Source organism: Nostoc cf. commune SO-36, from assembly GCF_023734775.1.
GTDB classification, from domain to species: domain Bacteria; phylum Cyanobacteriota; class Cyanobacteriia; order Cyanobacteriales; family Nostocaceae; genus Nostoc; species Nostoc commune_A.
The window spans coordinates 5,467,666-5,479,918 of record NZ_AP025732.1 but is presented as its reverse complement, the minus strand read 5'-3'; the positions used below and the strand labels follow the sequence as shown (position 1 = coordinate 5,479,918).

The window sequence follows — 12,253 nt, the reverse complement described above, 5'->3', positions numbered from 1 at the left end:
ATTCCTCGACTATGGCAATATCAATTTATAACTGCTGAAGATATTCTTGTATAAGATTAATTATACAGTCGCGATCGTAATGTTTTATAGCAGCAGCACGAGCTTGATTTCCTAGTTCTTCGCAAAGAAAATCATTTCTAAATAATTCTAGGCAAGCTTGGGCAAAATCTTCAGGCTGATCTCGAAGCATATATTCTCTGCCGTCTATCATTTCTAGTCCTTCTGCTCCAACAGTAGTTGAAACAATTGGTTTTCCATACGCTGCTGCTTCGATGATTTTAAGTCGAGTACCACCTCCAGATAAGATTGGGCAACAAACCACGCGAGTTTGGTCATAAAGAGCATTTATATCTGTCACAAAGCCTGTAAATTCTACTCCAGGAATATTATCAGTATAAGTACGAATATTATCTGGACTCTTGCCAGCAATAATTAAACGTGCTTCTGGGTGCTGTTGATAAATAAGTGGCCAAATCTCCTCTATCAAGAAATTAGCACCAATAACATTATTAGGCGATCGGTCATAATTTCCTAAAAACAGCAAATTTGGGTTGCTAGGAAGCGAACTTTTTTTCGCCGGGATAATCACAGCATTAGGTACTATTTTAACCTGAGAATCATTAAACTTTTCTGAAATATATTTACGGTCAATCTCAGAACAAACAAATGTTAAGTCTGAAATTGCAACAGCACGAGAAAGTAGTAATTGTTTGTGAAGAACCTGAAAAAAGAAAAAAGGAGATGATTTAACGCTTTCCCAGGAATTACTTAAATAACGTAGCTTAGAACTCCATAGCCTTTTATAATAATCAGTATGGGTAACATCATCAATATCAAAAAAAATAGTGGGAAATTTATATTCAGATTCAGTACCTAATGCTGGGACAATTGACGGTAATCTACTGAAGAATATTATGTCAGGTTTTATTGTTTGAAGCTTCTCTTTTAAAGCTATAGTTTCTAATGAGTTTTTGCTAGAAAAAAATCTTTTTTGATCGTAAAAAATAAAAAGCAAATCTATTACTTTTTTTACCAAACTACCTCTCATTTTATAAGGACAAAGAGACAAAATAACCTTTTTATTGATTCTGCTGCTTAGATTTATTTCTATCTGAGCAGTTTTTTCTAAGGTTAAATTGTCTTGCCCCTCGTTAAAATAGTAAAGGATGTGGATCTCAGAAATATCCGTGAGTGCATCGATAAATATTTCTAGGCGTTTAAACCATCCATGTTTATCAGTTTTATTATCAGTTGGTAAATGACACGTAACAATTAAAGCTTTCATATATCCGCCTAAAATAGTTTCTGTGCAAAGAATATTTTTCTCTGGAGTAAGCGTCTAAACTTGAAAGTAAATATATATTTTGTTAGTCTAAACAATTCACTAAATATCCGGAGATAAAGGACAATTTACTGCTATAAATCTAGAAAATTTTTGATGAGTAGACTTTATTTTCAGTTTTTCAATTTTTTACTTAACAAGGGATAGTAAAATTAGCAGGAACTTTGAATATATACATAAAAATTTACGCTCATCCGCGATTCCAGGAAGCTAGAGAAAACCAACAGCCGATGGTCTATAATCCGCTTTCAAGGTAAGCTCATCTAATTTGATATGAGGTTAGACCCCAGGGTAGAGTGAACTAAGAAATAGAGAAAATTACTAACAAGCAAAACTTTAGTTAAGGGTTATTGGCCACTAAAAAGAACGGTTATAAATTCTAATAAGTTAGAGCATTATTTACCAGACATAAAGGCTTGAAACTTATAAAATCTACCTAGCACGGCTTCACGTCACGTAATCAAGCTTTATTTATATTCAAAACTCTGTACTCATGACTCAGTTTTCAGAACTTTGTCTTGAGTATGCTACTCACTAATTAAGGTTTTTGTCTCATCCTAGAGTTATATATTTAGTCAAAATTGGGCAAACTAAAATTACATCACAATTAAAGTGCAAAATGGTCAAAAGCGTCATTATAAATATAACCTTTCTAGCTTGTTTGATTTAGTATGTTGCACCAGTTGTAATAACCGTCTCGGTTGCAAACTGGCAAATCGTGGTTTAAATCCTCTTTTAGAGGACTAAAAAACGCTAATACAGCACCGCCCAAACAAAGCAATGATTGGAAATCGCACAAAAGCTCATCCAATAAGCTTTTTGCCCTCCGACTTCTGCCTTGCGGTACGAGTCTAGAAAGTCATTTATAGGCGCAATAATTCAGATATCAGTTTGAATGCACTTTTCCTGCCAAACACTTACAACCTGCTTTTGGATTCAAATTTTCTATGTCAGACCCCAATATTGGTCGCTTACTCAGCAAACGCTACCAACTCCAGGAGTTAATCGGAACTGGAGCAATGGGTCGGGTTTATCGTGCTAAAGATACTTTGTTGGGAGGTGTACCGGTTGCAGTGAAGTTTCTCGCTTTATCAATCCAAAATGAAAAGATGCGATTGCAAGACCGCTTTGAGCGAGAAGCAAAAACCTGTGCTTTACTAGGGCAAAAAAGTATCCACATTGTCCGAGTTATGGACTACGGCGTAGACGACAATAATACCCCGTTCTATGTCATGGAATACCTACAAGGACAAAGCTTGAATAATATTATTCGCAAGCAACGGCTGCCTTTACCAAGATTTCTCAGCATGGCGCGTCAACTCAGCCTGGGATTACAGTGCGCCCATGATGGCATCCCAGTTGAGGGCACTATTTGCCCAATTATCCATCGGGATGTCAAGCCAAGCAATATGCTGGTAATTCAAGATCCCAGCTTTGGAGAATTGGTCAAGGTTCTAGATTTTGGCATTGCTAAGTTATTACAGTCAGACGGCGACCAGACAAAATTTTATTTGGGAACATTGGCTTATTCTTCTCCCGAACAGATGGAGGGTAAGGAATTAGACAATCGTTCTGATATTTATAGTTTGGGCATCATGATGTTTGAGATGCTCACAGGCAAAATGCCACTGGTTGCACCAACTCACTCTTTTGGTGCATGGTATAAAACACATCACTATCAAAAACCGCGTGCTTTTACTGAGGTTACGCCCGGATTAGAATTACCAAAAGAAATCGAAGATTTGGTGATGAGTTGTCTAGCTAAAGTAGCACGCGATCGCCCACAAAGTATCACTGAAATCCTCAAAGTTTTAGCAGCTCTAGAAAAACCTGAGCATACACGCAAAATTAAGCAAGACAGCCATGCCCTAGTTCCTGCGACTACAGCAAGCAATGAGCTGGAACAAAAGACAAAAGTCGATTTGCAGGTATCCTTATCAAATGATGAAATCGCTCGTGCCATTTCCTGGCCTCAAAATAAACCAATTGCCGATATTGTGTTTCCCCAGCCTATTCATAGCAATGGGCAGGTGTTACCAGCTTTGTGGGTGATGCTACCGCAAGAAGAAATTCAAAAGCGCTTACTCTGTAACCGCTATAACCAATTTCTGTTTATCTCTATTCCCCATCCCATGCTGCTATGGATTACTGTCATCCACAACCGCAAGCATGGCGCTAAATGGTTGCCTTATTACCTTGATCTGAAAACTAGTCTTGGTCAAGAAATTACTCGCTTACTACAGCACACAGGTTACTATCGCCTGTTATTCTTTGCCCGAGAAACACCAAATCGCTGTTCTCATATCTTACTTTCCAGCGTTGCTTTTGCCCAGCGCCAACGACTACAAGAGTGGGTCGCTATGAGCAACACGTTGATGTCCTCTGCCGACCCGCAAATGAGTAAAAGCTTACTCAAAAAGGAGTATGAAAAGATTAAGCCTCAAATCCTGGCAAAACTGGAAAGTATTGATACTGATTCTCCATACGATCTTTCCAGCTAAAAATAATTTCCTAGTTTTATCTATTTTTTAGATGCAACTAAGGGGCGGTCACTCCCTCAATGTAACGTTTTATAAACAAAATATATATAAAGATGTAAGTTCTAGTTATATGTATAAAGAGTGAAAACACTAGCTGCCAAAGACAGTGCTATGTAGATTCTCTCTGAATCTTCCTGTATACATATTCGAGTAGATTGTAAATTTATGCAGGTGTGGTTCTCAGACTAGACAAAACAAAAAGAAGTTTGGCTAAAGCAAACAATAAATTTAGCCTACGAATCTAAAGTCAGGTCTAGACTGTAACAGATATGCCGTAGACAATGTTTACTCATTCTTAGTTAATTTGGTGAACTGAACTTTTACACCACTTTTGTGGAATTACTTATCGAAGTTGACGCCCCGACATCCCCAGCTCTTTTCCTCCTTGGAACCAAGCAAGAGAAGGAGGTCGCCCACTGCGACATTAGAACGACTCTATGCCATAGTGGAACCGGAATCTAAGCCCCACTGGTGCTTGAGAAGCTCTTGATAAGTTGCCTCGCGGACGACCATTTGCTCATAAAGCTTGACTAAAAAGTCTTTAGCTTGCTCGTGGCTCATGTGTTGTACCTGAGTAGAAAATGAGCAAATGCTGAATTGCTGTTCCAAGGATAGCTTCATAGGTTGATTCATAATAAACTCCGAAAAAACAACGCGTAAAGTTGATATCGCTCACAGAAGTCCAAATGGGATAAGATTTGTACTTCTATCTGTCCAACATTTGTTCCTCCGTATTAAGAAAGATAACAACTGTTTGACATGATTGCCCACATCCGAAATGCGGACTTTTTCTGATTTGATTTCTTGCACCTAATCCTACTGATATACCACTCAAGTTAGCCAAAGCGTATTCCGGAAAATAAGCTTTATTTGGCTTTAGATAGTTATAACTATCTCCCTAACTCCTTTCTGCTTTGCACAACTCTCGTTTTAGGACAAGATTAGGTGCTATGCTTAACCATCCTAGTTTTGATTAAATAGAAAAACTAAGAGGCTGTCTTCCCCAACGTGGAGGAAGCTTTGCAGCAGAGGGATTTTAAGGAAGTTAGGAAATGAATGGTAATAAGCGTGAATTATAATCGCTCTAACTTATTACATGCAAGATGTCAAATTTACCAATTTATTCAAATTTAGCCTCTTTAGGTCATTTTTGAGGCTAAAAATATTTGTATCAAATTGTAAAAAGGAAAAATGCTCACGCTGAACAAATTACTGAGTATATTTACCAGACTTGTCCTTTATTCTTTGACAGTGACTAATGACTATTTTCTTCGAGTGAGACGATGACAACCGTGATGTTATCGTGACCTCCATGCTCTTTGGCAGCCTCAACTAGAGAAATGGCGGCTTTATCAACCCAAGGAGTGTCTTGGAGGCAGCTAGCAATCTTTTGCTGGACAAGTTCTTCTGTAAGACCATCACTACATAACAGCAAGCGATCGCCAGCTTTGACATCTAGTGGTTGCACATCAATTTGATGCAAGTCTTCACGCCCTAAACAGCGCGACAATACATGACGAAAAGGATGCGATCGCGCTTCATCTAAAGTGATGTCACCGATTTTTATTGCCCGTGCTACCCAAGTGTGGTCTTCTGTTACTTGTTCTAAGTGCGACTCTCGGAAGCGATACAGCCGAGAATCGCCAACATGAGCGCACCAGGGGGATTCTGGGGCGCGAAAAATTACTGCTACAACTGTTGTACCCATGTCGGCGCGTTCGGGATGATTTTGCTGATCGTGCAAAATCGCTTGATTGGCTCCCCACAAAGCTTGCTCTAGCAATTCTTGAGAAGATTTAGGAGATTCCCAATTTGCTAGCAAATACGCCTGGATTTCTCCAGTGGCAATCCGACTTGCTTCTTCACCTCCTGCATGGCCACCCATTCCATCGGCGACAACGAAAAATCGCCCCTCTGGGTCGATATAGTAAGCATCCTGATTATTAGAACGAATAAGTCCCGGATCGCTAAAACCCGTGAAATTAAGTTTCATAAATTTTTTGCAACCAACAATTAATACATACGATCGTAACGGTCGAGGCGTAAAAGTAGTCTGATCATGATCACTGAAAGCCCTAGTGCAATTAAACCAGGGAGCAGTGCCAACCAGACATAATCTTTAACCACTAGGATAGTAGCTGAAAGGGTGAAACCGCTTATTAACAGAGAATAGCTTATTGAAAGTTGAATACTGCTCTGTCGCCGCAGCAAGCGTTCAGTTTCTATCGACCGAACGCGCAAACGCATATCTCCCTGCTCTAGCTTCTCTAGCGTATCTTCTAATCTACGTGGTAGACCAAAGGCGGTACTACTTACCTGAGCTGCTTGGCGACTTAATTCGTTAAGAAAGCTATTCCCCTCAGAACCATTCATGTCGGTCATAAGTTGCATTGCATAAGGTTTAGCAACTTCCATAAAGTTAAAATCTGGATCTAAGCCTTTACCTACCCCTTCTAGGGTAGAAAAGGCTCGCATCACAAAAGTGAAAGTTGCTGGAAATCTAAATGGCTGATTATAAGCTATTTCGTAAAGGTCGTCACTGATTGCCGCGACCGATTGGTTTTCAAAGGGCTTATCCATGAAATGATCGAGCATGTACTGGACGGAACGCCGTACTGGCCCCATATCATCAGTTGGGGCGATCGCGCCTAACTCGATGAGAGATTGGACAACGCGATCGCCATCTTTTTGAGCGATACCAAACAGTGTTTGCATCAATCCTTCGCGGACGTTGGACTTAATCCGCCCCATCATGCCGAAATCGTAGAATATTAAAGCACCATTGGCACTAACAGCAATATTACCTGGGTGAGGATCGGCGTGGAAAAAGCCACTATTGAGTAATTGTAGTAAGTAGGCTTGAGCGCCTTGACGTGCGATCGCTTTTCGATCCAAACCTGCCGCTTCTAAAGCTTCGTATTGGCTAATTTTAATTCCAGGGAGATATTCTAAAGTCAGTACTCTGGAAGTGGCATAACGCCAGTATATTCTGGGCACGTTTACCCAATCGTAGCCGCGAAAGTTACGGCGAAAAGTATCAGCATTACGACCTTCGTTGAGATAATCAATTTCTTCCCAAAGAATGCGACAACATTCTTCGTAAATACCTAACCAATCTCGCCCTCGCCCCCATTTGGGATGGTTTTGAAAGTAGCGGGTAATTCCCTTGAGAATTTGTAAATCTATTTCAAATAACTTCTTTAGTCCAGGACGTTGCACCTTGACAACAACCGATTCTCCAGTATGCAGTATAGCTTTGTGTACTTGCCCCAAACTAGCAGCAGCCAAGGGAATTGGTTCAAAATTATGGAAGAGTTCAGGAATTTTCTTGCCTAGTTCTTTTTCAATGGTCGCTTCTACTTGCTCATAGCTAAATGCGGGTACTTTGTCTTGTAACTTGGCTAGTTCTTCTACATATTCACCTGGGAATATATCAGCACGGGTGGAAAACAGTTGGCCAACTTTAATAAAGGTTGGCCCTAAATCTAGTAAGGTATTGCGAATCCACACCGCTTGGGTTTTGCGTCTTGCAGCTTGCTTTAACTCAGTCACACCACCTGGATAACTCCAAGATTTGTTGTATAGCCAAAGTTTGAACAATAAGGTCAAGACAAAAGACCAAATGTCCACAAAACGCCGTCTGCTAGAGTATTTTTCCCGATTCCAACGGTATGCTTTATCTGAATAACCTTGTTCCATATACTTTGTGTACCGTTGGTTTGCGACCGAATCTTTTGGAAGAAAAGACACTCTGATTCCTAAACTGTTTTTTCCTAAGTGTCTTTTGTCATTTGTCATTTGTGCATAATTTTTGACCAATGACTAATGACCTATGACTAAATTTATGCAGAAGTTCTGCGATAATGTTGCAATTCTGTTCGTAAAAGGGCAATTTCTGCCCGTAATTCATCTACATCTGCTTGCAAGTCACCGGAATCAGGGCTGGCTTGTCTAGTACCGGTGGTAGCTTGACCGCTATTAGCCGCTTCTGCTGCTCGATTTGCCCGCTCTATGACTTCTTCTGTAAACTGGCGCAGCTGCTCTCTAGCTTCTGCATCAAATTTGCCCAGATCACTCAAAGCATCGGTCAAGGCGACCTCTAAACGCTCATTAACTACTTCAGCTACTGCTCTGCCTACGAAAAAGGCTTGCACAAGGGGGTTACTCATAAATTTTTGTTACGTTGCACCGCAAGAGAATTATAACTTGCCCGTATGCTTTACGGCTTCTGTTGTAGAGTTATAAATTTACGTGATGCCATACGCGACTTCAGCCCTAGTGAATAGAATTCGCATTTACGGGCACATAAGAGAAAACTACACTGGGCTGGGCTAACAGATATCCTGTAGTTCGAGTAATTCTCGATAATATTGCTCTGGCATATTGGGTAAATAGGTTGTCATTTGCAAGGCTTGCTTTCTCAACTTGAAACTTTGAGTAATGTTAGTTTGGCACAGGAAGTCTAGATCGTGGGAAATTACCCAAAGTGCCCCTTGATAGTCATTCATACCTACTACCATTTGTTCAACAGTTTCAATATCCAGGTTATTAGTTGGCTCATCGAGAATCAGCAGATCGATTTCTGAGATACTGATCATAGCGATTGCTAATCTTGCCAACTCACCCCCACTCAATACAGAAGCGCTTTTGTGAACGTCATCATATTTAAAGAGAAAGTGTCCCAACTGTTGACGCAAAAGCTGATAGCTAAGATTAGGATTAGCAACTTGCATATTTTCCAAAAGTGTGTATCGGCGATTTACCAATTCGTAGGTTTGATCGAGATATACAGCTTTCATCGCTGGTGCTAGCAAAACCTCACCTGATTCTAAAATCGCTGTTTGGTTTTCCATCCCCAAAATTGCTTTTACCAGACTCGATTTACCAGAACCGTTTGCGCCGATAATGGACATGCGATCGCTAGATGATATATGCAGTTGAATATTTTGAATCAATAGACGTTCTGATACTTTAAGATTTGCACCCTGGATATTAATGAGATTTCGGCGCTTTTGATTTTTTTCTTCTAGCTGAATACTAGTTACTTTCGTAGTTTTGACTTTCGTCTCTGCAACCTTTTGATTAGCCTTTGCTACTGCTGCTTCATGTTTCTTTTTCGCCGTTCCGGTAGACAACTCAGCTTTAGTTTTAATCAGCCCTGCTGCCATTCTATCAATACTGCCATTAAGAAACTTGGCGCGACCGTTACGGCTAGATTGGGCTGCGCGTTGCTGTTCTTGCATAGCTGTGGCTTGGGTACGTTTGAGTTCCTTTCTAGCGACTTCGTGCGATCGCAATGCTACCTCTAACTCGATTTCTTTCTGTTCTCGATATAGAGAAAAATTGCCTCCATATACTTTCAAACAAACAGATGTAAGTTCCCAGGTAATATCTGTCACTTGGTCTAGGAAAAAAGGCTTGTGTGAGACAATTACAAACGCGCCAGTAAAATTTTGTAGAAATTGTCTTAAGCCTTCTAAGGCTTGCAAATCCATGTGGTTAGTTGGCTCATCCAGCAACAGCAAATTGGGTTGTTGAGATAAACCAATTGCCAAAAATAGTTTTGTGAGTTCTCCACCGCTTAAGTTAGCAATTGGTAAAGATAAGTCAAGTCTTGTGTGGAATTGTGTTTGTAAAATATCCTCAATATTCCACCAATAATCAGAAAGAGAAATCAAAAAATTCAGTACTGTATCTGCTGTGATTTCTTGCCTGATAGTGCTGATTTGGGGCAAATAGTAAACAGCGCTATTACAGAAAACGGAACCTGCATTGGGAGTAATTTGACCTGCAATTATCTTGAGTAGGGTTGATTTTCCTATTCCGTTGCGACCGACTAAAGCAATGCGATCGCCCACCTCAATACTCACATGAACTCCTTGAAATAAAGTTCTGTATAAGCTGAGATTATAGGCTAAATTCTCAGCTACCAATATTGATTTTTTCGGCATTCTTCTCAAACCTCAATTCGCAAATTTTCACCCGCATTTTTCCAAAATCTGCGGGTAGATTAGACACAAAAAACCAGCCGTAGACACTTGTCAATCGGTTTATTGTAGATATGAATGATGACAATATTTTTAGTGCATGACTATATGAAGTAACCCTGTCAAACTAGTTGCGTTTATTCTTCGTTGACATTTGTTGCTTTGGCGCAACAGGTGTTTGGTACTACTTCATTTGTGCTATCTCGTTGGAGTTGTGATGAGGTTTGATATTGACTACAGTCTAGCATGAAGATATTTCGGAAAGCGAGGATGCGATCGCTTTTTCTATTTCCACACTCCCCAGCCCTACTAGAAAGACTTACAGCAGTTTGATTCTGTCTTAAATACTCTCTTGTGGGGTGGGCAAAGAAATTCAATTTTTACAGAAACTTAATCATCCTGGTATTCCCCACTATCTGAGTTCTTTTGAGCGACCTGATGGCTTTTGTCTAGTTCAAGAATATATCAATGCCCCATCTTTAGCAAAAACCCGCAGCTTTGCACCAGAGGAAATTAAACAAATTGCAGTTAAAACTTTAGAAATTCTTGTATATCTGCAAAATCTGATTCCGCCGATAATTCATCGAGATATCAAGCCGGAAAATATTTTGGTAGATGAGCAACTCAATGTCTATATAATTGACTTTCTTACGAAATGCTTTGAACCCGCAACGGTCGTCTGATTGCGCCCAGTTAAGAGCTTCACTCTACAAGAACCGAGCTTGTTCGGTGTGGGCAGATAAGGAGTCAATTCTGAGTCTGAAGTGGCAAGACTTGCACTTGCATCTGACCGAGAATTCAGCCTTTAATGACAGTAATCTGCTGTCGGGCTGGATTAGTTATTTACGGATTGGATACCGTGATTCCCTAATTAACGAATCGCACAACAATTCTTCATCAGGTAAGTTAATTGGGACAGAAACAATACGGTTCACAATTAACCGTTTTGCTCTTGGAGCAATATTTCGTAATAAGGATGGTAATCAGCTAATCCCATACTTAAAATTTTCCAAGCTTCTTCGCCCTTATTTTGCGAGGGGAGCAGTCTGAGTATCACTAAAGGGTATCTAATCCCATATTTTAACCGTGCTTATATCCCCACCGATAAGCGAATGGGGTTTTACACACGATCAACAAAAAACTGCTAATAGAATTGTAACTACTTGATAGTCACCTTACCGCCAGCTTCTTCGATGCGCTTCTTAGCATCTTCAGCAGCATCCTTAGCAATACCTTCTTTAACTGCCTTGGGCGCAGCTTCTACCAAGTCTTTCGCTTCTTTCAGACCCAAACCGGTCAATTCCCGGACAATCTTCAGTACGGCAATCTTCTTATCAGCTGGTACTGATTCGAGAATCACTTCAAACTCGGTTTGCTCAACAGCTTCTTCAGCTGGAGCAGCACCACCAGCACCAGGCATCATCATCATGCCGCCAACGGGTGCAGCTGCACTCACGCCAAAAGCTTCTTCAATTTGCTTAACTAACTCAGAAGCTTCCAACAAAGAAAGGGTTTTTAGTTGTTCTAAAATTTGATCGGTTGCAGCAGACATTGATATAACTCCTGTAATTTTGATTAATTATTAGTCATTAGTCAAAAGCTAATGACCATTGACTATTGACTGATGAACCACGAAGTCTATTCAGCAGCAGTTTCGGTGCTGCTATCGCCTTCGGTAGTTGTTTCAGTGCTGCTATCTTCGACAGCAACAGTTTCGGTGCTACCACCACTTTGCTCTTGGTCAGACACAGCCTGCAAAGCACGAGCCAGTGAACCAGGAACTTCGTTGATACCCACAGCAATCTTGGTAGCCAAGGCGTTGATAGCCCCAGCAATTTGGGCGATGAGTTGTTCCTTAGATGGCAAGTCTCCCAGTACCTTGACATCAGGTTCTTTGAGTAGGCGACCTTCCAGTACACCACCACGAAGTTCTGTCTTCTTGCTGACTTTTTGGAATTCTTGATATGCCTTAATTGCTGATGAAAAATCTTCTTTTACCAGCAAAAAGGCGGAAGAACCGTTGAGCAATTCCGACAAAGGCTGCCATTTTTCATCATCTTTAATGGCAATGCCCATTAGGGTGTTTTTCGTCACCTTACAAACAGTGCCACTAGGACGCAGCCGCCGCCGTAGGTCTGTGATTTCAGAAACTGTTAGCCCCTGATAGTCAATTACCAATGCCAGAGTTGACTTACTCAAAGTTTCTTTGAGGTCAGCTACTATTTCTTTTTTATTTTCTAGTGTTCTACCCATTCCAATCTCACCTCCTTAAAACAATCGGTGAAGTGCCCTACTTGTGCGTTTTTTCTAAACCTGAACCCAAACAACAAACCCCAGCTAATTTAGCCGGGGTTGAGTATTAAGACTCTGAATGCCATACCTAT

The 12,253-nt window shown here is 40.5% G+C and carries 10 protein-coding genes, 1 pseudogene and 1 other annotated feature (1 of these 12 cut by a window edge); of the genes and pseudogenes, 2 read left to right on the top strand and 9 right to left on the bottom strand.

The features are described 5' to 3' along the window. Positions 1–25: 25 nt before the first annotated feature. Positions 26–1,285 carry a glycosyltransferase gene (locus ANSO36C_RS24825; protein ID WP_251956685.1) on the bottom strand — a complete coding sequence of 420 codons (1,260 nt, stop codon included), beginning with the start codon at positions 1,283–1,285 and terminating at the stop codon, positions 26–28. A gap of 1,004 nt (positions 1,286–2,289) precedes the next feature. Here ANSO36C_RS24825 and ANSO36C_RS24820 point away from each other — a divergent pair. Then, positions 2,290–3,843 carry a serine/threonine protein kinase gene (locus tag ANSO36C_RS24820; RefSeq protein ID WP_251956684.1) on the top strand — a complete coding sequence of 518 codons (1,554 nt, stop codon included), beginning with the start codon at positions 2,290–2,292 and terminating at the stop codon, positions 3,841–3,843. A 474-nt stretch (positions 3,844–4,317) separates the two neighbouring features. Here ANSO36C_RS24820 and ANSO36C_RS24815 read toward each other — a convergent pair whose 3' ends face one another. The 6 genes from ANSO36C_RS24815 to ANSO36C_RS24790 all read right to left on the bottom strand — a co-directional run bounded on the left by ANSO36C_RS24815 (position 4,318) and on the right by ANSO36C_RS24790 (position 10,246). Further along, positions 4,318–4,515, bottom strand: a complete 198-nt coding sequence (locus ANSO36C_RS24815) for an NblA/ycf18 family protein (protein ID WP_251956683.1) — start codon at positions 4,513–4,515, stop codon at positions 4,318–4,320. A 622-nt stretch (positions 4,516–5,137) separates the two neighbouring features. Beyond that, positions 5,138–5,875, bottom strand: coding sequence for a Stp1/IreP family PP2C-type Ser/Thr phosphatase (locus ANSO36C_RS24810; RefSeq protein WP_251956682.1), 738 nt, complete (start codon positions 5,873–5,875; stop codon positions 5,138–5,140). A 20-nt stretch (positions 5,876–5,895) separates the two neighbouring features. Further along, positions 5,896–7,581 (bottom strand): ABC1 kinase family protein, encoded by a 1,686-nt coding sequence (locus ANSO36C_RS24805; protein ID WP_251956681.1) that lies wholly within the window; start codon positions 7,579–7,581, stop codon positions 5,896–5,898. 143 nt (positions 7,582–7,724) lie between these two features. Continuing rightward, the gene (locus ANSO36C_RS24800; protein WP_251956680.1) at positions 7,725–8,051 is read right to left on the bottom strand and encodes a DUF6825 family protein; all 327 of its coding nucleotides are present in this window, start codon (positions 8,049–8,051) and stop codon (positions 7,725–7,727) included. A 162-nt stretch (positions 8,052–8,213) separates the two neighbouring features. Beyond that, positions 8,214–9,833 carry a ribosomal protection-like ABC-F family protein gene (gene abc-f / locus ANSO36C_RS24795; RefSeq protein WP_251956679.1) on the bottom strand — a complete coding sequence of 540 codons (1,620 nt, stop codon included), beginning with the start codon at positions 9,831–9,833 and terminating at the stop codon, positions 8,214–8,216. Positions 9,834–10,006: 173 nt separating this feature from the next. Further along, on the bottom strand, positions 10,007–10,246 hold the full coding sequence (locus ANSO36C_RS24790; RefSeq protein ID WP_251956678.1) for a hypothetical protein: 240 nt from the start codon (positions 10,244–10,246) through the stop codon (positions 10,007–10,009). On the opposite strand from ANSO36C_RS24790, the pseudogene ANSO36C_RS24785 reads away from it, so the two are divergent. Beyond that, positions 10,235–10,516: pseudogene (locus tag ANSO36C_RS24785) on the top strand (protein kinase family protein); the annotation flags it as partial. The gene ANSO36C_RS24790 and the pseudogene ANSO36C_RS24785 sit on opposite strands and share 12 nt — an antisense overlap. Positions 10,517–11,028: 512 nt before the next feature. Here ANSO36C_RS24785 and rplL read toward each other — a convergent pair. Then, the gene (rplL, locus tag ANSO36C_RS24780; protein ID WP_251956677.1) at positions 11,029–11,421 is read right to left on the bottom strand and encodes a 50S ribosomal protein L7/L12; all 393 of its coding nucleotides are present in this window, start codon (positions 11,419–11,421) and stop codon (positions 11,029–11,031) included. 86 nt (positions 11,422–11,507) lie between these two features. Next, on the bottom strand, positions 11,508–12,122 hold the full coding sequence (rplJ, locus tag ANSO36C_RS24775; protein ID WP_251956676.1) for a 50S ribosomal protein L10: 615 nt from the start codon (positions 12,120–12,122) through the stop codon (positions 11,508–11,510). A 63-nt stretch (positions 12,123–12,185) separates the two neighbouring features. Beyond that, positions 12,186–12,253, bottom strand: a sequence feature (ribosomal protein L10 leader region) (it continues 100 nt past the right edge of the window).

Bases quoted from the DNA above. Each gene is read 5' to 3' on its own strand.
- rplJ (WP_251956676.1), bottom strand. From the start codon at position 12,122: ATGGGTAGAACACTAGAAAATAAAAAAGAAATAGTAGCTGACCTCAAA.
- rplL (WP_251956677.1), bottom strand. From the start codon at position 11,421: ATGTCTGCTGCAACCGATCAAATTTTAGAACAACTAAAAACCCTTTCT.
- ANSO36C_RS24815 (WP_251956683.1), bottom strand. From the start codon at position 4,515: ATGAATCAACCTATGAAGCTATCCTTGGAACAGCAATTCAGCATTTGC.
- abc-f (WP_251956679.1), bottom strand. From the start codon at position 9,833: ATGCCGAAAAAATCAATATTGGTAGCTGAGAATTTAGCCTATAATCTC.
- ANSO36C_RS24825 (WP_251956685.1), bottom strand. From the start codon at position 1,285: ATGAAAGCTTTAATTGTTACGTGTCATTTACCAACTGATAATAAAACT.
- ANSO36C_RS24820 (WP_251956684.1), top strand. From the start codon at position 2,290: ATGTCAGACCCCAATATTGGTCGCTTACTCAGCAAACGCTACCAACTC.
- ANSO36C_RS24800 (WP_251956680.1), bottom strand. From the start codon at position 8,051: ATGAGTAACCCCCTTGTGCAAGCCTTTTTCGTAGGCAGAGCAGTAGCT.
- ANSO36C_RS24810 (WP_251956682.1), bottom strand. From the start codon at position 5,875: ATGAAACTTAATTTCACGGGTTTTAGCGATCCGGGACTTATTCGTTCT.
- ANSO36C_RS24805 (WP_251956681.1), bottom strand. From the start codon at position 7,581: ATGGAACAAGGTTATTCAGATAAAGCATACCGTTGGAATCGGGAAAAA.